Source organism: Vineibacter terrae (genome assembly GCF_008039615.1).
Classification (GTDB): Bacteria; Pseudomonadota; Alphaproteobacteria; order Reyranellales; family Reyranellaceae; genus Vineibacter; species Vineibacter terrae.
Window position 1 is genome coordinate 102,293 of the sequence record NZ_VDUZ01000018.1, and the last position, 24,164, is coordinate 126,456.

The 24,164-nt window shown below is 69.3% G+C and carries 21 protein-coding genes; 11 read left to right on the forward strand and 10 right to left on the reverse strand.

From position 1 onward, the window contains the following. Positions 1 to 31: 31 nt before the first annotated feature. The gene (locus FHP25_RS17100) at positions 32 to 886 is read right to left on the reverse strand and encodes an LLM class F420-dependent oxidoreductase (protein WP_147848151.1); all 855 of its coding nucleotides are present in this window, start codon (positions 884 to 886) and stop codon (positions 32 to 34) included. A gap of 120 nt (positions 887 to 1,006) precedes the next feature. Between FHP25_RS17100 and FHP25_RS17105 the strand changes: the two genes are divergently transcribed. The 8 genes from FHP25_RS17105 (at position 1,007) to FHP25_RS17140 (ending at position 9,799) form a co-directional block, all read left to right on the forward strand. After that, on the forward strand, positions 1,007 to 2,014 hold the full coding sequence (locus FHP25_RS17105; RefSeq protein ID WP_231712364.1) for an NADPH:quinone oxidoreductase family protein: 1,008 nt from the start codon (positions 1,007 to 1,009) through the stop codon (positions 2,012 to 2,014). Next, entirely contained in the window at positions 2,014 to 2,769 is a 756-nt protein-coding gene (locus FHP25_RS17110; RefSeq protein ID WP_147848152.1) for an enoyl-CoA hydratase/isomerase family protein, read from the forward strand. The genes FHP25_RS17105 and FHP25_RS17110 overlap by 1 nt, the downstream gene beginning before the upstream one ends. A 126-nt stretch (positions 2,770 to 2,895) precedes the next feature. After that, a complete protein-coding gene (locus tag FHP25_RS17115; protein ID WP_178133584.1) occupies positions 2,896 to 4,524 on the forward strand; it encodes an AMP-binding protein in 1,629 nt (542 codons plus the stop codon). A gap of 46 nt (positions 4,525 to 4,570) precedes the next feature. After that, positions 4,571 to 5,665 (forward strand): mandelate racemase/muconate lactonizing enzyme family protein, encoded by a 1,095-nt coding sequence (locus FHP25_RS17120; protein WP_178133585.1) that lies wholly within the window; start codon positions 4,571 to 4,573, stop codon positions 5,663 to 5,665. A 51-nt stretch (positions 5,666 to 5,716) separates the two neighbouring features. Next, complete coding sequence (locus tag FHP25_RS17125; protein ID WP_147848155.1) at positions 5,717 to 6,658, forward strand: DUF7065 domain-containing protein; 942 nt, start codon at positions 5,717 to 5,719, stop codon at positions 6,656 to 6,658. A gap of 8 nt (positions 6,659 to 6,666) precedes the next feature. Continuing rightward, positions 6,667 to 8,352 (forward strand): AMP-binding protein, encoded by a 1,686-nt coding sequence (locus tag FHP25_RS17130; RefSeq protein ID WP_147848156.1) that lies wholly within the window; start codon positions 6,667 to 6,669, stop codon positions 8,350 to 8,352. Next, complete coding sequence (locus FHP25_RS17135; RefSeq protein WP_147848157.1) at positions 8,349 to 8,762, forward strand: hypothetical protein; 414 nt, start codon at positions 8,349 to 8,351, stop codon at positions 8,760 to 8,762. Before FHP25_RS17130 ends, FHP25_RS17135 begins: the two co-directional genes overlap by 4 nt. Next, positions 8,759 to 9,799, forward strand: coding sequence for a phosphotransferase family protein (locus FHP25_RS17140; RefSeq protein ID WP_147848158.1), 1,041 nt, complete (start codon positions 8,759 to 8,761; stop codon positions 9,797 to 9,799). The genes FHP25_RS17135 and FHP25_RS17140 overlap by 4 nt, the downstream gene beginning before the upstream one ends. A gap of 16 nt (positions 9,800 to 9,815) precedes the next feature. On the opposite strand, the gene FHP25_RS17145 is transcribed toward FHP25_RS17140, so the two are convergent. The 6 genes from FHP25_RS17145 to FHP25_RS17170 form a co-directional block, all read right to left on the reverse strand. After that, positions 9,816 to 11,441, reverse strand: a complete 1,626-nt coding sequence (locus tag FHP25_RS17145; protein WP_147848159.1) for a flavin-containing monooxygenase — start codon at positions 11,439 to 11,441, stop codon at positions 9,816 to 9,818. Between the two features lie 213 nt (positions 11,442 to 11,654). Beyond that, entirely contained in the window at positions 11,655 to 12,674 is a 1,020-nt protein-coding gene (locus FHP25_RS17150) for an ABC transporter ATP-binding protein (protein WP_147848160.1), read from the reverse strand. After that, positions 12,671 to 13,702, reverse strand: a complete 1,032-nt coding sequence (locus FHP25_RS17155; protein ID WP_147848161.1) for an ABC transporter ATP-binding protein — start codon at positions 13,700 to 13,702, stop codon at positions 12,671 to 12,673. The genes FHP25_RS17150 and FHP25_RS17155 overlap by 4 nt, the downstream gene beginning before the upstream one ends. 190 nt (positions 13,703 to 13,892) lie before the next feature. After that, positions 13,893 to 15,005, reverse strand: a complete 1,113-nt coding sequence (locus FHP25_RS17160) for an ABC transporter permease (protein ID WP_147848162.1) — start codon at positions 15,003 to 15,005, stop codon at positions 13,893 to 13,895. Position 15,006: 1 nt separating this feature from the next. Then, positions 15,007 to 15,993, reverse strand: a complete 987-nt coding sequence (locus FHP25_RS17165) for an ABC transporter permease (protein ID WP_147848163.1) — start codon at positions 15,991 to 15,993, stop codon at positions 15,007 to 15,009. Between the two features lie 235 nt (positions 15,994 to 16,228). Then, positions 16,229 to 18,163 (reverse strand): ABC transporter substrate-binding protein, encoded by a 1,935-nt coding sequence (locus FHP25_RS17170; protein ID WP_147848164.1) that lies wholly within the window; start codon positions 18,161 to 18,163, stop codon positions 16,229 to 16,231. 170 nt (positions 18,164 to 18,333) lie between these two features. Here FHP25_RS17170 and FHP25_RS17175 point away from each other — a divergent pair, with 170 nt between their 5' ends. Both FHP25_RS17175 and FHP25_RS17180 read left to right on the forward strand, forming a co-directional pair. Further along, on the forward strand, positions 18,334 to 19,419 hold the full coding sequence (locus FHP25_RS17175) for a Zn-dependent alcohol dehydrogenase (protein ID WP_147848165.1): 1,086 nt from the start codon (positions 18,334 to 18,336) through the stop codon (positions 19,417 to 19,419). Between the two features lie 179 nt (positions 19,420 to 19,598). Further along, positions 19,599 to 20,849, forward strand: a complete 1,251-nt coding sequence (locus tag FHP25_RS17180; RefSeq protein WP_147848166.1) for an MFS transporter — start codon at positions 19,599 to 19,601, stop codon at positions 20,847 to 20,849. Between the two features lies 1 nt (position 20,850). Here FHP25_RS17180 and FHP25_RS17185 read toward each other — a convergent pair whose 3' ends face one another. From FHP25_RS17185 to FHP25_RS17195, 3 genes are all read right to left on the reverse strand, one after another. Further along, entirely contained in the window at positions 20,851 to 21,873 is a 1,023-nt protein-coding gene (locus tag FHP25_RS17185) for an LLM class flavin-dependent oxidoreductase (protein WP_147848167.1), read from the reverse strand. A gap of 57 nt (positions 21,874 to 21,930) precedes the next feature. Then, entirely contained in the window at positions 21,931 to 22,983 is a 1,053-nt protein-coding gene (locus tag FHP25_RS17190; protein WP_147848168.1) for an LLM class flavin-dependent oxidoreductase, read from the reverse strand. A 195-nt stretch (positions 22,984 to 23,178) separates the two neighbouring features. Then, positions 23,179 to 23,652: a DUF805 domain-containing protein gene (locus FHP25_RS17195; RefSeq protein ID WP_178133586.1), complete on the reverse strand. Its 474-nt coding sequence runs from the start codon at positions 23,650 to 23,652 to the stop codon at positions 23,179 to 23,181. A 289-nt stretch (positions 23,653 to 23,941) separates the two neighbouring features. Between FHP25_RS17195 and FHP25_RS17200 the strand changes: the two genes are divergently transcribed. Further along, positions 23,942 to 24,160 (forward strand): hypothetical protein, encoded by a 219-nt coding sequence (locus FHP25_RS17200; protein ID WP_147848170.1) that lies wholly within the window; start codon positions 23,942 to 23,944, stop codon positions 24,158 to 24,160. Positions 24,161 to 24,164 lie beyond the last annotated feature (4 nt).

The following is a 24,164-nucleotide window of genomic DNA, read 5'->3' on the forward strand; positions in this document are numbered from 1 at the left end:
GACCGCGGGAAGGATGGAGGGCCTGGAGACGCTAGCCCTCCACCTGCCGCTGCAGCGCCGCCCAGCGGTCCAGGATCGGCAGTACGGCAGCCTCTTTCTCGGCCGGCAGGCTGAAGACGACACGATCGATGCCGATCTCCTGGCAGAAGCGCAGCCGCGCGATGTCCTCGGGCGCACGGAAGACGGTGATCGGCAAACCGGCCGGGTCACGTCCGGCGGCGCGCGCCATGACGCGGAACTGCTCGATCAGCCCGCCGATGCCGTCCTTCTCCAGCCGGTCGGCGTGCGGGATCCAGCCGTCGCCATAGCGGATCGCGCGGCGGGCGGCGAAGGGAAAGGCGCCACCGACGATCACCGGCGGATGTGGCTTCTGCACCGGCTTGGGCCACTGGTTCATCGGGTCGAAGCTGACGAAGTCGCCGTGGTAGGCCGCCGCGTCCTGGGTCCAGATCGCCTTCATCGCCTCGATGCGCTCACGCACCAGCTGGTGGCGGGTGGCGAACACGGTGCCGTGGTTCTCCATCTCGTCCTGGTTCCAGCCGTTGCCGACGCCGAAAAGGAAGCGCCCGCCTGACAGCTGGTCCAGCGTCGACACCATCTTGGCGGTGATGATGGGATCACGCTGGTTCATCAGGCAGACCCCGGTCCCGACCTTCAGCCGGGTCGTCACCGAAGCGGCCGCGTTCAGCGCCAGGAACGGATCCATCAGGTCGTAGTAGGGCCTGATCAACGGCCCGCCGGCAGGATAGGGCGTCTTGCGCGACAGCGGGATATGCGAGTGCTCGGGCACCCACAGGGACTCGAAGCCGCGTTCCTCCAGAGCCCGGCCGAGCGCGACCGGGCTCATCGAGTAGGCGGTGAAGAACATCACGGCGCCGATCTTCATGACGTCAGTCCTTTGTCGCCGCCACACCAGCGTTGCGCCGATGGTAGCGGATACGGGATTGACGGCAAGCCGGACCGCCGTCGGAATGGGCGCCGGCCTTGACACAGCAGCGGGACAACCATGACCACGTCGACGGGCAGCGGCACGATGCGGGCGCTGATCTGCCGCCAATGGGGCGGCATCGATGATCTTGCGGTCGGCGAGGCGCCGATACCGACGCCGGCTGCCGACGAGCTGCTGATCCGCGTCAAGGCGACAGCGGTGAACTATGCCGATTCGATCATGGTCGCCGGCCGCTACCAGACGAAGCCGGAGCTGCCGTTCAGCCCCGGGCTGGAGACGGCGGGCGTCGTGGCGGCGTGCGGCGCCGACGTCAAGAACTTCAAGCCGGGCGACAAGGTGATGGCGATCGTGCCCTATGGCGGCCTCGCCGAGTTCGCCGTGGCGCCGGCCGCCGAGAGCTACCTGATCCCCGAGGGCATGAGCTTCACCGAAGCCGGCGCGTTTCCGGTCGCCTACATCTCTAGCCATGTGGCGATCCGCTGGCAGGGGCGACTGGAGGCCGGCGAGACCCTGCTGGTGCTGGGCGCGGCCGGCGGCGTCGGCCTGACCGCGGTCGAGATCGGCAAGGCCATGGGCGCGCGCGTGATCGCCGCTGCCAGCACGGCGCAGAAGCGCGCGGTTGCCGAGGCGCACGGCGCCGATGCCACGATCGACTACACGACCGGGAAGCTCACCGAGCGGGTGATGGCGCTCACCGACGGCAAGGGCGCCGATGTCTGCTTCGACCCGGTGGGTGGTGCGTTGTTCGACTCGGCGCTGTCGTCGCTGGGGTGGGGCGGGCGCATCGTGCTCGTGGGCTTCGTAGGCGGTGTGCCGCAGATCCCGGCCAACCGGCTGCTGGTTAAGCATCGCGCGGCGCTGGGATCGTCGCTGCGCTACTTCCGCTGGCATGCGCCGGACAAGCTCGCACGGTCCGTGGACGAGCTGTTCGGTTGGTATCGCGAAGGCCGCCTCAAGCCCCTGGTCACCCATCGCCTGCCTCTGGCGCGCAGCGTCGAGGCGATCCGCCTGCTCACCGAGCGTCGCGCGCACGGCAAGGTGGTGGTCGAGATGGAGGATGCGTGATGGAAGTCCGGCTGACGCGGCATGGCCGCCACATCGCCATCGTCACCATCGACAACCCGCCGCGGCTCAACGCCATGACGCGGCCGATGCTGGCCGAGCTGGGCCGGCTGTGGGACGAGCTGGAGCGTGATGACAGCCGCTGCATCATCGTGACCGGCGCCGGCACGCGCGCCTTCACCGTCGGCGCCGATGTCAGCGGCGACCTCTCGGCCGGCCCCGAGACGGCGCGCATGGTGAACCACGCGCTGCTGAAGTGCGACGCCTACTCCAAGCCGATCATCGCCGCGGTCAATGGCGACTGCATCGGCGGCGGCGTCGAGCTGATGCTGGCGAGCGACATCCGCGCTGCCGTGCCCACCGCCCGCTTCGGGCTGACCGAGGTGAAGTGGTCGATCTATCCCTTCGGCGGTTCGACCATCAAGCTGATCCAGCAGATCGGCTACGTCCACGCCATGGACCTGCTGCTGACGGCGCGCCTCATCGACGCCGAGCACGCCGCCCGGCTCGGCTTGGTGAACCAGGTGATGCCGGCGGCCGACCTGATGCCGTGGGCGATCCGGACGGCCGAGACGATTGCCGCCAACAGCCCCTCGGCGGTGCAGGCCGTCAAGCGCCAGGTCAGCGCCACCATCGCCGATCACGCGCTGACCCGCGAGGCCCTGGAGCAGCAGCTCGGCGATGCCGTGCGCGCCAGCCCGCATTTCGCCGAAGGCATCGCGGCGTTCCGCGAGAAGCGCCAGCCGCGCTACGAGTGAAGTAGGAGAGAGCTTCATGGTGAGCTTGTCGAACCATGAAGCGCCGCACCACGGTTCGTGCGGCCTTCATGGTTCGACAAGCTCACCATGAAGGATGCTGATGCACGGCGGCTGGGAGACACCGACGTGAGCACAGGTCCGGCGAGCCGCACCCTTGGCGACCTGCTCGACGAGATGGCCGCCACTGCGTCGACGGCAGAGGCGGTGGTGCATGGCGACCAGCGTTTGGACTACGCCGGCCTCAAGATGCAGGTCGATGCCTTCGCGCGGGCGCTGCTGGCGGCCGGCATTCGTCATGGCGACCGGGTCGCCCTGCTGGCATCGAACCGCACCGAATGGATCGTGGCCGCCATCGCCACAGCGAAGATCGGTGCCATTGTCGCGGCCGTCAGCACCTACGTCACGCCGCGCGAGCTGGCGTGGTCGCTCGAGCATGCCGGCGCCACGGCGCTGGTGAGCCTGTCGGCCTTTCGCGGTCGGCCGTTCCTCGATGCGTTGCGTACGCTCTGCCCCGAGCTCGACGGTGCGGCGCCCGGTGCGCTGCACAGCCCGCGCCTGCCGGCGCTGCGCACGGTGGTGGCGCTGGACGGTCCGCCACGACGCGGGGTGTGCGCGCTGGCCGACTTCCTGGCGCGCGGTGCAGCGGTCGATGCCGCGGCGCTACGTGCCGCGCAGCAGGCGGTGGCACCCACGGACACCTGCTACATCCTCTACACATCGGGTTCCACCGCGCTGCCCAAGGGCGTGACCCTGGCGCATGGTCCCCTGATCGCCAACGGCTTCGCGATCGGCGAGCGCCAGCACCTGCGCGCCAGCGATCGGCTGTGGCTGGCGGTGCCGCTGTTCTGGTCGTTCGGCTCCGCCAACGCCCTGCCGGCGATCCTGACCCATGGCGGCTGTGTCGTGCTGCAGGAGAGCTTCGAGCCCGGGCAGGCCCTGGCCCTGATCGAGCACGAGCGCTGCAGCGTCTACTACGGCATGGCCAACATGGCGCGCTCCCTGCTGGAGCATCCCGACCATCCCAGGCGCCGGCTGGGCGCGATGCGCACCGGCCTCACCATCGGCGCGCCTGAGGATATCACCATGACCATCGCGGCGCTCGGCGCCGAGGCGCTGTGCAATGTCTATGGCTCGACCGAGACCTACGGCAATTGCGCCGTGACCGATGCCGCCGACCCGTTGCCGCTGCGATTGCGCAGCCAGGGCCTGCCGCTGCCGGGCATGACGATTCGCGCCGTCGATCCCGTGACGCGCGCACCGCTGCCACAAGGCACGGTCGGGGAGCTGACCGTGCGCGGCCATGTCACGCCCGGCTACTACCGCGCGCCCGAGCTCGATGCCGCCGCGTTCGATGCCGAGGGCTGGTTCCTGACCGGCGATCTTGGCCTTGTCGAGGCCGACGGCCGTGTCAGCTTCCGCGGCCGCCTGAAGGAGATGATCAAGACGGGCGGCATCAATGTCGCGCCGCTCGAGGTCGAGCAGGTCCTCCTGCAGCATCCCGACATCGTGCAGGCGCATGTGGTCGGCGTCGCCGACCGGCAGAAGGGCGAGATCGTCGCTGCCGCCGTCGAGCTGCGGCGCGACGCGCAGAGCGATGCCGCGGCGATCATCGCTTTCTGTCGCGAGCGGCTGGCGAGCTACAAGGTGCCGGCGCGCCTCGTCATCCGTGACGCGGCCGAATTTCCGCGCACGCCGACCGGCAAGATCCACAAGCCGGCGCTGCGCGAGCAGCTGGCAGCGGGCGAAGCGGACTAGGATCACAGGTTCCCGGGATGCCGGGGCCGGGCAGCAGGAGGGCGCCATGAAGATCGCGAGCTACGAAGCGGCCGTGCTGAACATCCCTGAGGACGATCCCCTGGCGGACATGCCGGAGGAAGCGGGACGCACCCGGCCTATCGTCATCCTGCGCCTGCGCACGGATGACGGCATCGAGGGCCTGGGCGTGACCCTGTATGGCGGCCGGATGACCGGCAGCCTGCGCGTCGCGGTCGAGGAGCTTGCGGCGCTGACGGTGGGCGAGGATCCGATGCGCATCGAGCGGGTCGTGGCCAGGCTGCGTGCCGGCACCGGCGATTCCTGCGGGCCGGGCGGCATCTTCACGCTGGCGCTGTCGGCGATCGATGTCGCGCTGTGGGACATCAAGGCCAAGGCGCTGGGGCAGCCGCTGTGGAAGCTGCTGGGCGGCCATCGCGATCGCGTCGCGACCTACGCCTCGGGGTCGCTGCGGCGCGGACTGACGGACGATCAGGCGCAGCGCGCGGCGCAGACCCTTCTGCGCAAGGGCTTCCGTGAGATGAAGACGCAGATGGCCCTGCCCGGCAATCCGACGCCGGCCGAGGAGGTGCGCCGCGTGCGCGTGGTACGCGAGGCCATCGGCCCCGACGTCAAGCTGATGTGCGACATCAACCAGCGCTGGCGTCCGGAGCAGGCGATCGATATCGGCAGCCGCGTCGAGGATGTCGGCCTGTTCTGGCTCGAGGACGTGACCACGGCCGATGACTACCAGGGCCTCGCGCGCGTCACCGCTGCCTTGAGGACACCTGTGGCGGGCGGTGAATATGTCTGGGGCATCGTGCCTTTCCGGCACATGATCGAGGCCCGGTCGGTCGACATTGTGATGATCGACCTCGCACGGGTCGGCGGCGTCACGCAGTGGATGAAGGTTGCCGGCATGGCCGAGGCGTTCAATCTGCCGGTCGTCAGCCATGTCATGCCCGAGATGCTGGTCCACCTGGTGGCCGCCTGCCCCAACGGGTTGACGGTGGAATACATGCCGTGGATGCTGCCGCTCTACGAGGAAACGCCGCCGATCGACAATGGCGAGCTGGTGCTGCCGGACAAGCCGGGACTGGGCCTGAAGTTCGACGACAAGGCGATCGCAGCGTTCAAGGCGTGACCGCGCCGCCCTGGTGTGCGTGGGCAGGGTGATCAACGTCGAAGGCAGGCCATGGCTGGACAGCGCTTCACTGAACGCGACGACCGCTTCCACTTCGCCGAGATGGGCGACGACTGGTGGGCTACCGAGACGGCGTGGTTCTCGTTCCATCATCCCGAACGGCGGCTGGGCGGCTGGCTGTACACCATGGCGCGGCCCAATATCGGCACCGTCGCGGGTGGCGCCTGGGTCTGGGACGACAGCGCCCATCTGCCGTGGGAGGCGCTGTACTCGGCCAACTACTCGGCGCTGCCGCTGCCGTGTGGCCAGGATCTCGACGACTGCCGCCTGCCGACCGGCGTCGCGATCAGGGTTCTCGAGGCGGGCCGGTGCTATGCCATCGGCTATGCCGATCCAGAGCGGCTGGCGATCGACCTGGTCTTCGACGGCGTGATGCCGCCCGAGCCCCTGACCGCGGCCGGCTCCACCTTCGGCTCGGCCCACCACTTCGATCAGTTCGGCCGTGTGACCGGCACGATCGCGCTGCAGGGCGAGACCATCGCGATCGACTGCATCGGCATGCGCGACCGCACCTGGGGGCGCCGTCCCGAGGACCGCCCGCGCCGCGCCGCCTATGTCACCGGCGCCGCCGGCCCTGGCCATGGCTTCCTGGCGGTGACCACGGCGCGGCCGGATGACGACCGCGTCGCCTACGGTTTTCTGCGCCGCGACGGGCGGACCGTGAGCCTGGCCGCGGGCGAGCGCACGGTCGAGCGCGATCCGGTCGACGGCTGGGTGACCCGCATCACGCTGACGGCGCGCGATGCCGAAGGCCGCACGCTCAGCGCCACCGGCGTGCCGGTCAGCCGCATCATCATCAACCGCCACACCTTCATCGACGTGAACAGCCTGATCCGCTGGGAGCTCGATGGCGCCGTCGCCTGGGGCGAGGACCAGGACATGTGGCCGGTGCATCACTGGGCGCAGCAGGCCCGCGCGCGGCGCCGGCGCTGAGGGCGACGATGGATGCCCAGCCGATCCTGCCCGCCGCGCGTGTCGCCGACCTGAGCGCGCGCGGCCTGTGGCCCGATCGGCTGCTCATCGATGCGCTGGACGAGGCCGCGGCCGGGGCGCCCGATGCGCTGGCCATCGTCGATCACAACAGCATGACGGGCCGCTCGACCCGGATGAGCTACGGCACGCTCCGATCCCACTCGCTGCGCCTGGCCGCGGCGCTGGCGGCGCACGGTGTCGGCCGCGGCGACGTGGTGGCGGTGCAGCTGCCGAACTGGTGGCACCACGCTGCGTTCCACCTCGCCTGCGTGCGCATCGGCGCGGTGATCAACCCGCTGATGCCGGTCTTCCGCGAGCGCGAGCTGCAGTTCATGCTCGGCTTCGCCGAGGCGCGGGTGCTGGTGGTGCCGCGCCTGTTCCGTGGCTTCGACTATCCTGACATGGCCGCCGGCCTGCGTTCCGGCCTGCCGCATCTGGCGCACGTGTTCGTGGTCGGCGGCGATGATCCTGCGACCTCCGTCGAGGCATGCCTTCTCGACCGGGCCTGGGAGACGGAAGTCGACGTCGACAGCCTGTTCCGTGCCCGGCGGCCAGACGCCAACGATGTCACCGAGATCATGTACACGTCAGGCACCACCGGCCAGCCCAAGGGCGTGATGCATACGTCCAACACGCTGGCGTGCAAGGCGCTGCTGGCCAACCAGCTCTTCGGCTTCCGCCGCGGCGACTGCATCTACATGGGCTCGCCGCTGGCCCACCAGACGGGCTTCATGTACGGCATGTGCCTGGCGATCCATAACGGCGCGCCCTGCGTCCTGCAGGACATCTGGGATCCGGTCGCGGCGGCGCGCCTGATCGCCGCCGAGCGCTGCACCATCACCGTGGCCTCGACGCCGTTTCTGGCCGATCTGGTGCATACGCAGGCCGGGCACCGACATGACACCTCCAGCCTGCGGTTGTTCATGTGCGCCGGCGCGCCGATACCGCGCGTGCTGATCGCCGCGGCGCGGCGCAGCCATCCCGGCCTCTACGTAATGAGCGGCTGGGGCATGACCGAGATGGGGATCGCCACCGCCACCTCTCCCGGCGACCCCGACGAGAAGGTCATCGAGACCGACGGCCGCGGCCTGCCGCATCAGCAGGTGCGGGTGGTCGATGCCGACGGCGCCGTCGTCGCGCCCGGCATCGAGGGCCGCCTGCAGGCCCGCTGCGCGACCAGCTTCGTCGGCTACCTCAAGCGGCCCGACGCCTATGGCGTGGACGGCGACGGCTGGCTCGAGACCGGTGACAACGCACGCATGGACGCCGACGGCTACATTCGCATCACCGGCCGCTCCAAGGACATCATCATCCGCGGCGGCGAGAACATCCCGGTGGTCGAGGTCGAGGAGCTGCTCTACCGCCATCCCGCCGTCGAGGACGCGGCGATCGTCGCTATGCCCGATTCACGGCTGGGCGAGCGCGCTTGCGCCTTCGTCACCCTGCGGCCCGGGCATGCGCTCGACTTCCGCGGCATGATCGACCATTTCACCGCGGCGCGCATGATGAAGCAGTACCTGCCGGAGCGGTTGGAGATCATCGACGCCTTTCCGCGCACGCCCAGCGGCAAGATCCAGAAGTTCAAGCTGCGCGAGCGGGCGCGCACGCTGACTGCGCATCGCGACGACAACCCGCGTCGAGGATCCAGCACGTGAGCCCAGACCAGCTGCTTGAACGCATTGCCGCCACGTTGCGCCGCGACATCGGGCCTGCGATCGGCGACGAATATCCGCGCACCCAGGCCTTCATGGCCGCGGTGGTGCTGCAGAAGCTGGGCCGCGGGCTCGCCTGCGCCCCGGCTCATCGCGCCGCCGCGGCCGCCGACATGGACGCGCTGGTGGTCGATCTCGAGGCGGCGCTGGCTGCAGCGCCGCCGCCGCCCGCCATCGCCACAGCGGTCGCCGGGCTGGGGCGCAGCCGCGACGCGGTGGCGCTCTGCGCCCTGATCGAGGCGCTCTATGCCAACCGCGAGGCGCTGGATCCGGCGCGCTTCGATGCGCTGCTGTCCCGCGTGCGCCGGACGCTGCGCGCGGACATCGACCGGCGCGTGGAGGTGGCGGCATGACGGGGCCGATGAGCCGGAAGCTGGAGGCGCGCATCGTCGACTACATCGCGCGCCGGCTGCCCGACGGTCGCGATTTCCAGCTCCAGGACGTGCAGCGCATCGCCGTCGGCTGGTCGCATGAGACGTGGCTGTTCGACCTTGTCTGGCAGGAGGGCGGTATGGCGCGTCGGCGCGGCCTGTGCCTGCGGCGCGATCCCGGCAACACGCTGCTGCGCCACCTGTCGAGCCTGGAGCAGCAGTTCCGCGTCCTGCAATGCCTGGCCGACACGGCGCTGCCGACGCCGCGGCCGTACTGGTTCGAGCACGACCCGGCGATTCTCGATATGCCGTTCCTGGTAATGGAGAAGGTGCCGGGCGTCTGTCCCAGCCCCTGGGGTCGCGAGGGCCGGGCCTTCTATCAGGCAGCGGCGGGGCGCGGCGCGCTGCCGGCGAGCTTCACCGCGACGCTGGCTTCCCTGCACACGCTTGACTGGCGGGTCGCCGGGCTCGATTTCCTGGGTGTGCCGGCGCCCGGGACCGATTTCGCGCGGCGCGAGATCGCGAAATGGCGGGCGCTGATCGACCTCTCGGGCCATCCGCCGGAGCCTATCCTGACCGACCTGATCTCCTGGCTCGAGGCGAATGCGCCGCCGGTCGAGCGCTTGACCCTGGTGCATGGCGCCTACCGCACCGGCAACCTGCTCATCCACGATGACCGCATCTCGGCAGTGCTGGACTGGGAGCTGCAGGTGCTGGGCGATCCGATGTACGACGTCGCCTACGTGCTGAGCGACCTCAACCGCGAAGGCACGCCGTTGCTGTCCAATCTGGTCGATCGTGACGACTTCTATCGCGACTACGAGGCCGCCACCGGCTTCACCATCGACGATGCGGTCTGCCGCTACTACAACGCGCTCTACGCCATGCGCTCCGTCGCCTTCTGGATGAGCGCATCAGGCCTCTATGCCGCCGGCCAGAGCGACGATATCCGCCTGGCGCGCACCGCCTGGTCGGTTCCTGTCGTGCTGGAACGGGCGGCGCGTGAGCTGGGGTATTGAACGGCGGCGTGCCGCGTCATGCCAGGTTGAGCTCGCGGTAGCCGTCGGCGGCCACGGCGTCGCAGCGCTCGCGATAGGCCGGCGCGCTGCCGCTGTAGCGGGCGATGATGCGCGTCTGCTTGCCTTCGACGTTGCTGTTGATGCCGGTCATCCACGAGTTGATCTCGTTGGACAGCAGCCCCATGCCCAGCGACTTGACGTGGTCGGTCCATGAATCGACGCCCGCGCGCGTGGCTTCGATGCGGGTGAGGCCGTGGTCGCGGGCGTGGCGCATCAGGTCCGTCACCCAGTCGACGTTGTACTCGATGCTGCGCGGGATGTTGCCCAGCGCGGTGTGCGGCCCCATCAGCATCGTCATGTTGGGGAAGCCTTCCACCAGCACCCCGAGATAGGTCTGCGGGCCCTCCTTCCAGGCATCCTTCAGCCGGCGCCCGCCGGCGCCGCGCAGGTCGATACGGTCGAAGGCGCCGGTGATGGCGTCGAAGCCGGTGGCGTAGATGATGATGTCGAACGCATGCTCGGCGTCGCTGGTCTTGATGCCCTCGGGCGTGATGCGCTCGATCGGCGTCTCGTTGATGTCCACCAGCTTCACGTTGGGCTGGTTGTAGACCTCGTAGTACCGCGTCTCCAGCGGCACGCGGCGGGTGCCGAAGCCGTGGTTCTTTGGGATCAGCTTCTCCGCCACCGCCTGGTCCTTCACGCGCTGGCGGATCTTGCGTGCCACGAAGTCCGAGATCGCCGCGTTGGCCGCGCGGTCGACCAGGATGTCGCGGAAATTGCCCTGCCAGATGCCGAAGCCGCGCTCGCCGTAGAGCTTCTCGAAGAAGGCCTCGCGCTCCTCGGGCGTGACCTCAAAGGTGCCGCGTGGATCGGGCGTATGCAGGAAGCAGGCGAAGGTCTCCTGGCAGCGCTGGAAGATCTCGGGATAGCGGGTGCGGATGTCGGCCATCTCCCGGGCGTCGATCTTGGCGTTGTGCAGCGGCGCGCACCAGTTGGGCGTGCGCTGGAAGATGGTCAGGTGGCCGGCGGTCTTGGCCACTTCCTGGATCGTCTGCACGCCGGTGGCGCCGGTGCCGATCACCGCCACCCGCTTGCCCTCGAAGCTTACCGGCTCGTGCGGCCAGCGGGCGGTGTGGAACGACTGGCCCTTGAACGTCTCGACGTCGGCGATCCGCGGCATGGTCGGTGCCGACAGCAGGCCGATGGCCGTGACCAGGAAGCGGGCGCGATGGCGGCTGCCGTCTTCCAGCAGGATCTGCCAGCATCGCGCGTCGTCCTGGTAGTGCGCCGCCGTCACGCGGCTCCTGAACTGGATGTCGCGCCGCAGGTCGAGCTTGTCGGCGACATGGTTGAGGTAGCGCAGCGTCTCGGGCTGGGCCGAGAAATGCTCCGACCAGTCCCACTCGTCGAGCAGCTCCTGCGAGAAGGAGTAGCCGTAGGAATAGCTTTCCGAGTCGAAGCGGGCGCCGGGATAGCGGTTCCAGTACCACGTGCCGCCGACGCCGGTGCCGGCCTCGAACACCCGCACGCGCAGTCCCAGCGCCCGCAGGCGATGAAGCTGGTACATGCCCGACATGCCGGCGCCGATGATGATGACGTCGTGATCCAGGTCCTGCGAGTGATGCGCTTGCGCGGCGGCCATCTGCTATCGCTCCTGCGTGCCGGGGCGGAAAGAACCGAACTATTATCCGCCATTCCCGTGCGGCCAGCCCGCGCGCCAGCACAAGGGCAGGTCATCGATAGATGCAAAGGTGGATGCCTCCTGGTCGGGCCGCGGCGCTCCAGCGCCGCATCCGGCGCGTAGCGGCGGACACATGAGCGGCGCCGGAGCGCCGCGGCCCGACCAAAGCACACCTCAGAACGCCACCTCGCCGGCACGGTGGCAGCGCGTCATGTGGTCGGGGGCGATCTCGCGCAGCGCGGGCGCCTCGACGCGGCAGCGCTCCTGGGCGTGGCGGCAGCGCGGATGGAAGTAGCAGCCCGAGGGCGGCGCCGCCGGGCTCGGCACCTCGCCGCCGAGGATGCCGTCACTGCTGCGCACCCGCGGATCGGGCACCGGCACGGCGCGCATCAGCGCCGCGGTGTAGGGATGCTGCGGCCGTCCGAAGATGGCGTCGGTGGGGGCCAGCTCGACGAGCTGTCCGACATACATCACGGCGATGCGGTCGCAGATGTGGCGCACCACCGACAGGTCATGGGCGACGAACAGGAAGGTCAGCTTCAGCCTGGACTGCAGCTCCAGCAGCAGGTTCAGCACCTGCGCCTGGACCGAGACGTCGAGCGCCGACACCGGCTCGTCGGCGACCACCAGGCGCGGGCTGGTGGCCAGTGCCCGGGCGATGCCGATGCGCTGGCGCTGGCCGCCGCTGAAGGCATGCGGGAAGCGGTGCATGAACTCCGGCCGCAGCCCGACCAGACGCAGCAGCTCGGCCACGCGCTCGGCGCGTTCGCGGCGGTTCTTCATGCCGTTGACCAGCAGCGGCTCGCCGACATTGTCCAGCAGCGTCATGCGCGGGTTGAGCGAGCTGAACGGATCCTGGAAGATCATCTGGATCTCGGCCCGCAGCGGCCGCAGCGCGGCCGGCGACAGGGCGGCGAGGTCGACCGTGCGGCCGTCGCGGGTGCGGTAGACGATGGCGCCGCCGGTCGGATCGATGGCGCGCAGGATGCAGCGCGAGGCGGTGGTCTTGCCGCAGCCGCTCTCGCCGACCAGCCCCAGCGTCTCGCCTTCGCTGATGGTGAAGTCGACCCCGTCGACCGCCCGGACCTGGGCGACGACGCGCTGCCGCAGGCCCCTGGTGATGGGAAAGTACTTCTGCAGCCCGCGGACGTCGAGCAACGGTGGCGCCGCCGTGCCGGTGGAAGGGGCGTTCATGCCGGCTCCGCCTGGTCGTGGTGCAGGAAGCAGCTGGCGAGCTGGTGCGCGGCCACCGGCTGCAGGCTGGGGATCGCAGCCGCGCAGCGCGCCATCGCGTCGGGGCAGCGCGGATGGAACGGGCAGCCCGGCGGCCGGTTGAAGGGATGCGGCAGCGCGCCGCTGATCACCGGCAGCGCCACGCGCGTCGCGCCGTGCAGGCTGGGGATCGAGCGCAGCAGCGCCTTGGTGTAGGGATGCCTGGGATTGTGGAAGATATCGTCCACCGGCCCTTGCTCCATCACGCGGCCCAGATACATCACCACGACGTAGCTCGCCATCTGCGCGATCACGCCCAGGTCATGCGTGATGAAGATGATGGCGGTGTTGTAGCGCGCCTGCAGGTCGCGCAGCAGCGCCAGCACCTGGGCCTGCGTGGTGACGTCGATGGCGGTGGTGGGCTCGTCGGCGATCAGCAGGCGCGGCTTGCAGGAAAGCGCCATCGCGATCATCGCGCGCTGGCGCAGGCCGCCGGAGAGCTGCCACGAGAACGCATCGATGCGCTGCTCGGGCATCGAGATGCCGACGTCGCGGAACAGCCCGACGGTGATGTCGCGCGCCTCGGCGCGGCGCAGCCGGCGGCCGCCTTCCTGCCAGCGATGGCCGTGCAGCAGGATGGCCTCGATGACCTGGTCGCCCACCGTGTGCACCGGGCTGAAGGCGGCCATCGGCTCCTGCGGGATCAGCGCGATCTCGCCGCCGCGGATGTCGCGCATCTCCGGGCCGCGCGGCGGCAGCCGGGCGATGTCGACCGCGTTGTCGCCATCACGACGGCGGAAGCGGATCTCGCCCGAGGTGATGCGTCCCGGCCGCTCGATGAGCTGCAGGATCGCCCTCATCGTCACGCTCTTGCCGCAGCCGCTTTCGCCGACGACGCCCAGCACCTGCCCGGGCATGACGTCGAAGCTGGTGCCGTCGACGGCGCGCACCAGGCCCTCGTCCAGCGCGAACGACACGCGCAGGTCGCGCACCGAAAGCAGCGGCGTCATTTCCTCCCCCAACGTAGTTGGGGGAGGTGGCCGAAGGCCGGAGGGGGAGCCCACGTGGTCCTCGTTACAAGGACACGGCGTTTATTGCGGAGACCACGTCGGCTCCCCTCCGCCCCTTCGGGGCACCTCCCCATGCTGACGCATGGGGAGGAATAATACTCGTTCAATGTTGACGTCATGTGCCTGGCCCCTACTGGCTGTACGGGTCGGCGGCATCGCGCAGCCCATCGCCGACGAGGTTGAAGGCGAGCACCGCGACGATGACGACCAGGCCCGGGATCAGCAGCCATGGCGCCAGCGCCAGGGTCTGGATGTTCTGCGCCTCTTGCAGCAGCACGCCCCAGCTGATGGCCGGCGGCCGGATGCCCAGCCCGAGGAACGACAGCGACGTCTCGTTGATGATCATGACCGGGATGGCCAGCGAGCTGGTGGCGATGATGTGGCTGAGGAAGGTCGGCACCATGTGACGCAGGATGATGCGCATCTGCGAGCAGCCGGCCAGCCGCGCCGCCAGCACGAAATCCTCCTCGCGCAGCGCGAGGAACCGGCCGCGCACCTCGCGGCCCAGGGTCGTCCAGCCGACCAGCGACAGGATCACGGTGATGGCGAAGAAGATCTCGGTCGGCGTCCAGTCGCGCGGCAGGGCGGCCGACAGCGCCAGCCAGATCGGGATCGTGGGCACGGACTGCAGCAGCTCGATCACGCGCTGGATCACCTGGTCCGTCTTGCCGCCGACATAGCCCGAGATGCCGCCCAGCACGACCCCGAGGATGACGCTGAGCGCCACCGCGACGAGGCCGACCGTCATCGAGGTTTGCGTGCCGTGCATGATGCGCGACCACTGGTCCCGTCCCAGCCGGTCGGAGCCGAGCAGGAAGATGCGCTGCGTCGGATCGGCGGGCGCGATCAGGTGCAGGTTGGTCTCGAACAGGCCCAGCACCCGCCAGCGATGGCCCGGCGCGAAGAAGCGGATCGGCACCTTGCGCTGCTTGTCGGTGGTCCACTCCATGCGCAGGGTCACCGGGTTGCGCTTGCCGGCGATGGCGGGCACCCAGGGCGCGAGCTTGCCGTCGTCGAACAGGTGCACCATCTGCACCGGGATGAAGGCTTGGCGCGCGTCGGTGCGCTCGGGGTCCTGGGTGGCGAAGAAGTCCGGCATCAGGACGACGACGTAGAGGCCGATCAGCAGCACGGCGCTCAACATCGCCAGGTGGTGCCGGCGGAAGCGCCACCACACCAGCCGCCAGTTGGAGGCGACCGCGACGCGGTCCTCGGCGACGGTGCCGGCATCCAGCGTCGTCATGCTAGCCCTCCACCCGGATGCGTGGATCGATCAGCGCCAGCAGGATGTCGGACAGCAGGGTGCCCAGGACGGTCAGGAACGAGTAGATCAGCAGGATGCCGCCGGCGAGGTACATGTCCTGGTTGACCAGCGCGCGCAGCAGCAGCGGGCCGATATTGGGCAGGTTCATCACCGTGGCCACGATCAGGCTGCCGGAGAACAGCAGCGGCAGGTACCAGCCGATGGTGCTGACCAGCGGGTTGAACGCCAGCCGCACGGGGTAGCGCAGCACCAGCCGCCATTCCTTCATGCCCTTGGCGCGCGCCGTCACGACGTAGGGCTTGTTGAGCTCGTCCAGCAGGTTGGCCCGCATGATGCGGCTCAGCCGCGCCGTGCCGGCGATGCCCAGCACCAGGGCCGGCAGCCAGATATGGCCCAGCAGGTCCAACACCCGCGCCAGGCTCCAGGGCGCGTCGGCGAACTCGGGCGAGAACAGCCCGGTGACGCTGATGTCGAAATAGGCGAAGGCGATCCACATCAGGATCAGCGCCAGCATGAAGTTGGGCGTCGCGACCCCGACATAGTTGATCACCGTCAGCGCGTGATCGCCCCACGAGCGCGGATGGGTCGCCGAATAGATGCCGGCCGGCACCGCGATCACCCAGGTCAGCACCAGCGAGAACAGCGCCAGCGCCAGGGTCAGCCCGAGCTGCTCGCCGATCAGATCGGCATTGGGCCGCTGGTATTCCAGCGACAGCCCGAAATCGCCATGCAGCAGGTGCTGCAGCCACAGCACGTACTGCACGATCATGGGCTGGTCGAGGCCGTATTGCTGGCGCAGGGCCTGGACCTGCTCCGCCGACATCGACGAGCCCGAGGAGGCGAGCGTGGCGACATAGGCGGTCAGGAAGTCGCCCGGCGGCGCCTGGATGATGACGAAGATGACGAAGGAGTAGACCACCATCAGCAGCGGCAGCAGCGCCAGCCGCCGGAGGATGTAGCGCGTCATGCGTCTTCCTCCCTAGCGAAGCGAGAGTAATCACATGCGGCGTTGCCGGCCGGACTGTCGGAAGACGAACCACAGAGGCACAGAGATCACACAGAGCAAGACATGATCGCGCGCCGAAGGCGCGCAACGCTTTGCTCTCTGTGTTGTCTCTGTGTCTCTGTGCCTCTGTGGTTGTCTTCCTGGCACATGCGATTGTCCCGCTCCCGGAAGGGTTGGGAGGGTTTCTCCGCCCGGGTCATTTGGCGAAGAAGAACTGCTCGGTGCGGGCGTTGCCGGGGCTGCGCAGCGGCCAGTCGTTGCCCAGCGTCGTGGGCACGTTGCGGAACCTGGCGCCGGCCACGACCACGCCCTGCACCATCGGCGTCAGCCCGACGGTGCCGATCTCGTAGAGATTGTCGGCCCAGTTGCGGTACAGCTCCTGCGACAGCTTCACCTGCTCGTCGGGCCCGACCGTGCGCGCCTTGTCGACGATCTCGACGATGCGCTTCATCTCCGGCGGCGGCTCGGCGCCCTCCTTGCCGCTGGTCGCATACCAGCGGAGCCACAGCGGCCCCATGGTCAGGATGGGGGCGTTGCGCGGGTCGACCTTGGCGTTGCCGGTGTAGGGGAAGGCGCTGGTGTCCTCGTTCCAGATCTCGGCCATCAGCTCGTTGTTGTCTCTCATCGTGAAGTGCAGCGCGCGCTCGCGGATCTGCACGATGGTCTTGATGCCGACCGCCTCCCAGTCCTTCGACACCAGCAGCGCCACGTCGGGCCACGCGGCGAACGCCGGCACGACGCTGATCTCGATCATCGCCGGCTTGCCGTTGGACAGCAGGCGGATGCCCTGAGCGTCCTTCTTGGTGAGCCCGATGCCGTCGAGCAGCTTGTTAGCCTCGTCGCGCTTGAACTCGGTGTATTTCTGCGCCCATTCGGCGCCGGGGAAGTAGGGATGCCAGGGCGCCGGCACCCCTTGGCGCGGCTCGCCCAGGCCCAGGAACACGCTCTCCTTGATCTGCTCGCGGTTGATCGCCAGCGACAGCGCGATCCGGAAGTCGCGGGTCGCCATCAGCTTGCCCATCACCGGATCGGCGGCATAGGTCTGGTTGACCGCGATCACCGCATCGGCGCCGCCGAAGGTCGGCCAGGCGATGATGCGATACTTCCCGGTCTTCTCCTGCTCCTTGAGCACCGGGTAGTTCGTCATGTTGATGTGGCGCTCCTGCATGTCGAAGTTGCCGGCGATGGCCGCCAGGTTGAGCGCCTGGGCGTCGGCGAAGTAGGTGAAGCGCACCTCGTCGAGATAGGGCAGCTGGTTGCCGGCGGTGTCGACGCCGACATAGTAGGGGTTGCGGCGCAGCGTGAAGACCGGATCGCTGGCCCGTGACACCGGCGCCCAGGCAGCCATGGTCGGGCGTTCCGGGTTCTCGGGCGGCGCGTTGCGGTTGGCGAACAGCTCGGTCCAGGTCTTGAAGCCGGCCGCCTGCGCCGCCTTGTCGATGTCCGCCTTGGGCGTGTGCGCCGGATGGAACTTCTTGAGGTAGTGCGCCGGCAGGAACATCGCGAAGGTGCGGTCGGCGCCGTCCTGGTTGGCCACCGCGGTCAGGAACAGCGTCGCCGGCGCCGCGTAGGTGAAGCGCACGGCCGCTTCGTCGACCTTCTCGACCTTGGCGGCCGAGCCGTCGGGGTTGCGGATCCAGCCCGGCAGGGTCGGCGTCAGCTCCTTGTTGAGCAGCACGTCGTTGTACCAGAACAGGATGTCGTCGGCGGTGAAGGGCGCGCCGTCCGACCAGCGCGAGCCCTTGCGCAGCTTGATCGTCCAGGTCCGGAAATCGGCCGAGGGCTCGGCGCCTTCCGCGATCTTGGGCTCGATCTTGGCGCCGTCCGGCGAGAAGCGGAACAGCGCGTCGTAGACGACGCGGACATAGTTGTTGGAGTCCGCCGGCCCCAGGAATGCGCGGCGCCACACGCCGCCATACTCGCCGACGCGCTCGACCACCGGCACGACCAGCGGGTTCTGCGGCAGGCGGGCCTCGACCGGCGGCAGCTTGCCGGCGCGCACCTGCTCGGCGAGCGACGGCGCCTCCTTGTAGCGCCCGGCCTGCGCCAGAGCATTGTCTCGTGCCGCCAGCGTGCCCATGCCGGCTGCCAGGCCGATCAGCGCCTGCCGCCGGCTCACCGTCCGCTTCATGTTTCCTCCCGATGCCCCGCCGTGTTTTCCGGCTTTGTTGCTGGGAGCCTCGATCCGCCGCCCGTCGGAGTCAAGGCATTGCCGCGCTGTGCCCGTGGTTGCGTCGCCGCGCTGGCCACACCTACACTGCCGGCCTCGCGCACCGTCACGTCCGCCGCTGGAGCCGTCCGATGAAAGCCACCGCCGCCGTCATGCACCAGGTCAATGCCCCGCTGTCGATCGAGCAGGTCGACCTTGACGCGCCGGCGCGCAACGAGGTGCTGATCCGCACCGCCTTCGCCGGCGTCTGCCACAGCGACCTGCATTTCATGGAAGGCCTCTATCCCTGCGCCTGTCCCTGCGTCCTGGGCCACGAATCCTCCGGCGTCGTGGTCGCGGTGGGCTCGGACGTCACCTACGTGAAGCCCGGCGACCACGTGATCACCTGCGTGTCGGTGTTCTGCGGCGAGTGCGAGTACTGCCTGAGCGGACGCATGTCGCTGTGCGTCAGCCCGGCGACGCAGCGGCCGCCCGGCGGACCGCAGCGCATGAGCCTGGACGGCAAGCCGATGCCGGCGGCGCTGCCGCTGTCGTCCTTCGCCGACCACATGCTGGTGCACGAGCATGCCGTGGTGAAGATCCGCCCGGACATGCCGCTGGACCGCGCCGCGCTGATCGGCTGCGCCGTCACCACCGGCGTCGGCGCCGTGTTCCGCACCGCCCGGGTCGAGCCGGGATCGACCGTCGCGGTGATCGGCCTGGGCGGCATCGGCCTGTCGGCGGTCAACGGCGCGGCGATCGCCGGCGCCGGCCGCATCATCGCCATCGACCGCGTGGCGTCGAAGGCCAACCTCGCCAGGGAGTTCGGGGCCACCGACTTCGTCGATGCCTCCGGCGTCGATCCCGTCAAGGCGGTCCGCGAGATGACCGGCGGCGGCGCCGACTATTCGTTCGAGTGCGTCGGGCTGAAGCCGACGGTCGAGCAGTCGTTCCGCATGATCAAGCGCGGCGGCACCGCCACAGTGATCGGCATGATGCCGGTCGGCATGCGCTTCGAGCTGTCGGGCGCCGAGATCCTGGGCGAGAAGCGCATCCAGGGCTGCGCCATGGGATCGAACCGCTTCCGCACCGACATGCCGCGCTTCGTCGATTTCTACATGCGCGGCCTTCTCAAGCTCGATCTCATGATCTCCGGCCGCGTCCGCCTCGACCAGATCAACGACGCCTACGCCCAGATCAAGACCGGCGAGGTCGCCCGCAACGTGATCGCGTTCTGAGCTTTTCTCCTCTCCCCGCGGGAGCGGATATCTTTCCTCCCCAGCGCAGCTGGGGAGGTGCCCCGAAGGGGCGGAGGGGAGCCGACGAGGTCTATGCAGCTGAAACCACGTCAGCTCCCCCTCCGGCCTTCGGCCACCTCCCCCAACTGCGTTGGGGGAGGGCGTGTCGGCTGTCCCCGATGAAGCCGCCGTTCCTGGCGAGCCTGCTCATGCCGCGCCTGCCGTTCTACTACGGCTGGGTGGTGCTGGCCTGCGTCTGCCTGGCCGGGTTCGCCCGCCAGGGGCCGGCGGTGGCCGTGCTGTCGGTGTTCGTGACGCCGATGACGCAGGATTTCGGCTGGTCGCGCACGGCGATCTCGGGCGCCGTGTCGCTGGGCGGCGTGCTGGCAGCGGTGATCTCGCCCGTGATCGGGCCGATGCTGGACCGCCGGGGGGCGCGGCTGGTGCTGTGCCTGGCTGTGCTCGGCGTCGGGCTGGCGACCATGGCGCTGTCGCTGGTGCAGTCGCTGGCGGCGTTCTACCTGCTGTTCTGCTTCGCGCGCATGGTCTGGGCCGGCCCCTACGATCTTGGCCTCTACGGTGCGCTCAACGCCTGGTTCGTGGCGCGCCGGCAGACCGCCGTGTCGATCGCGACGCTGGCGCAGATGTCGGGACTCGTGGCCCTGCCGATCGTGGCGCAGCTGGCCATGCGTGATGGCGGCTGGCGCAGCGGATGGGTGGCGGTCGGCGCTTGCGTGCTGCTGGTCGGCTTCCTGCCGGCCTGGCTTCTGCTGGTGCGCCGGCCCGAGGATGTCGGGCTCGCCGCCGACAGGGTCGCTGGCGCGGGGGCGGCGCCGGAGCCGCGCTTCAGCCGCGCCGCCGCCATGCGCACGCCCGCGTTCTGGCTGCTCTCGCTCTACACCGTGCTGGTCTTTCCGGTGCAGGCCGGCGTCAGCCTGCACCAGGCGCCGCACCTGATCGAGCGCGGCCTGGCGCCGATCACCGCCGCGTCGGCGGTCGCCGTCTTCTCGGCGATGTCCGCCGTCGCCAGCTTCGGCGTCGGCTTCCTGCCGCGCCGCTGGCCAGTGCGCCATGGCCTGCTGCTGGCGGCTGTCCTGCTGGGCATCGGCAGCTTCGCGCTGATCGGCGTCGGCGCGGCCCATGACGCCATGATTGCCGGCGGCCTGTTCGGCCTTGGCATCGGCAGCCTGATGACGCTGCTGCCGGTGGCATGGGCCGACTATTTCGGCCGCGAAAGCTACGGCGCCATCCGCGGCGTGGCGCTGTCGCTGCAGGTGCTGGCCCAGGCCGCCGGGCCGGTGCTGTCGGGCGTGCTGCGCGACAGCACCGGGACCTATACGCTGTCGCTGCTGGTGTTCGGCACCCTGGCGTCGCTGGCCGCGCTCGTGGCGCTGGCGGCGCGGCAGCCGCCAGCGATTGCCGCCCGCTGAGCTACAAACCCCGCGCCGCTTCCTTCAGGCGCGGCGCGACCTCGCGCAGGAAGCGCTCGAGGCTCTGGTTGGTGTCCTCGGGCCGCATGCCCGGCGGCACCGCCCAGGTGACCAGGTCGGTGATGCCGTAGGCCCGGATGAACGCCGTCAGCTCGGCGACGCAATGGTCGGCATCGCCGACCACCCAGGTCTGCGGGATCCGCTCCTCGTCGACATTGCCGGCGACGCCGCCCAGCCCGGTTCCCGGCGTGAAGCTGCGATAGACCTGGTGGCGATAGCGCTCCGCCGCCCGGATGCGCGGCCAGTCGCGGTCGCGGTCATCGGTGACGAGGCAGGAGCGGATGATGCCGACGCGGTAGCGCTGCGCGTCGCGGCCCGACGCGGCCAGCGCCGCCCGCCAGGGTTCGAGCACGGCCGCGCGCGGTCCCTGCGGCAGCAGGTGGCAGTCGAACCGGGCCGCGCGCTGGGCGCCGGCCTCCGACATCGCCGCCACCCACAGCGGCGGTCCGCCCGGCTGCACGTAGCCCGGCCGGATCACCACGTCGCTGAACGTGTAGCGCTTGCCGTGGAAGCTGAAGCGCTCGCCGCTGAAGCAGCGGCGCAGCACCTCGATGCCCTCGTCGGTCAGCGACACGCGGCGCGATACCGGCAGGCCGAAGCCGGCGAACTCGTGCGGGGCATAGCCCATGCCGACGCCGAGCTCGATGCGGCCGTTGCTGAGGTTGTCCAGCACGGCGAGATCCTCGGCCAGGCGGATGGGGTGGTTGAACGGCAGCAGGCAGACATCGGTGGAGAGGCGCACATGCCGCGTCCGCACCGCGATGGCGCCGGCGATCGGCGTCCATGACGGCAGGTAGCCGTCGTCGAGGAAATGGTGCTCGGTGAACCAGACGAGATCGAGCCCGAGCCGGTCGAGCATCACGACCTGGTCGATGATCGCGGCGTACAGGCTGGGCATGTCCATGCCCGACTCGGGCGTGTTGCGGAAATCATAGACGGCACCAATGCGCAGAGGCGGACGCATGCTTGGGCTCCTGTTGCGGGAATGGGGTCATTGTTGGAACGCTGGCTTCCATAGGGCTCAACCCTTCACCTGCGGCATCACCTCCTTGCACAGCAGCTCCAGCGAGCGCAGCACCTGGGCGTGCGGGATCAGGGCGCCGCAATTCATCTCGGCCAGGATGCCGTCGAGGCCGAGCTCGGCCCGCAGCGCCTGCAGCCGGGCCGCCACCTGATCGGGCGTGCCGACGATTACCTTCTCGCGCATCGCCTCCTCGTAGCTCACGCTCTTGAGATGCGCGGCGCGGCCGGCGCGGTTCTCGATCGCGCGCGTGCCGGCCTGGGTCGCGGACTGGGCGATGATCGCCGCCATCTCCTGGTAGAACTGCATGATGCTGGCGCGCGGCTCGTCGCGGGCCTGGGCCTCGGTCGGGGCGACATAGACCGGCACCCGCAGATAGACCTCGCCCTTGCCGGGATGGCCGGCGGCGCGCCAGGCGGCGTGGTACTCGGCGATCAGCGGCACCAGCTCCGACAGCACGCCCAGCCGCACGGCGACGAAGATCGGAAAGCCCAGCGCCCCCACCATGGCGTAGGTGTCGGGGCTGGTGGCGGCGACACGGATGGGCGGGTGCGGCTTCTGGTACGGCTTGGGCACCAGGTGCACGTCGCTGAAGCTGTGGAACGTGCCGCTATAGGAGAACGAGGGCAGGGTCCAGGCGCGGCGGATGATCTCGAGCGTTTCGGCAAAGCGCGCCTGGCTTTCGGCGTAGGGCACGCCGTAGGCCATGTAGGTGCGCGGGAAGCCGCTGCGTCCGACGCCGAAGATCAGGCGGCCGTGGCTGACATGGTCGACGGTCGCGGCCTCCTCGGCGATGCGCAGCGGGTGGCACAGGGGCAGCACCTGCACCGCGATCCCGATCTTCATCCGCGTGGTGCGTGCGGCGATGGCGCTGGCGATGGCCAGCGGCGCCGACAGCACCGAGCGCGTCGGCGCGATGTGCAGCTCGGCGAGCCACATGCAGTCGAGCCCCCAGCGCTCGGCGGCGTCGACCTGCTCGAAGGATTCCGCGAACGCGCGTGCCTCGCTGTAGCCGTGCGGGCACTGGAACTCGTGGAACATGCCGATTTCCATCGCCGCTCCTCCCGCGGTCGTGGATCCGTGCCGGCGAGCATACACCGGTGACGGACCAGGAACCGACGGTCAGGTGCGCGACGGCGCCGGCACAGGCATGCGCGTGCCGGCCGGCTTGCCCCGTGGGGCGCGACGGGCGCCGTCGCGCGGACGGCGCCCATCGTGCGTGGTCCGGCCCCGCGGCGGGGCGCGGGCCTACTTGGTCGGGATGGGCTGCTGCGTGCCGTACGGGGCCGCTGGCAGCGGGTCGGGGCCGAAGCGGTTGTCGCCCACGGTGCCGCGCAGGCAGCCGAGCATGACCAGGAACACGAGGCCCAGGATGCCCTGCACGATGGAGACGACGTTGCCCAGCATGTTGGGTTCGAACGGGTTGGTGAGGGCGAGCACGGTGAGCACGACCTGCACAGCCGCCACCGCGATCGCGATCTGCGCCAGGATCGGGCGCTCGTCGCGGTCCTGGAAGCGCTTCGCCAGCACGCAATAGGCCGGATAGAGCATGGCGAGGCTCCAGGCGCCGTAGACGATACGGCTGACCATGTTCCAGCCCAGCACCTTGAACAGGATCAGCGTGACGGCGGTGTTGAGGACGCCCAGGGCGATGACGCCGGCCCACCACTTGCCACGGCCGATGCGTCCTTTGGTCGAGAAGAATAGGTCTGCGACGCTCATTGCTGTCTCCCAGGTGTGTTGCTCACTTAAATAAAGCGAGCGTTCACTATAATACATCAAAAGCGCATGGGAGTCAGGCCGAAATCGAGCGGCTCTCAAGGCGGATGGCGGTCTGCATTCCGGGCGGGAACCTTCTGGCGGTCGAACCGGCCATCAACGATGGCGATATCGATGCGTTGCATGTGCGAGAAGCAAAAGTTCAGTTTGAACTCTTTTACCGAGCACAACCTTCGTGCGACGCTCTATGGAGCGTGCAACTCCCGAGAGTCGTTTGGCAGGCGCTGGCTCGATGATGACAAAGGCGTTTCTCGTCCGGCGAGGCTTCGAGGCCCGCAATGGCCAGGTCCGCTATGGACCCGGCGTCAAGCTGTTCGTCGAGGACGACGAGGAGATCGAGGTCTACATGCTGCGGCTGGGCAAGCCCTGCCGCGCGCGGCAGTATCCCTATGCCAGCCTCGACATGGCGGCGCCGCCCACAGGCCTGCGTCCGGCTGCATTGCAGGATTGACGTG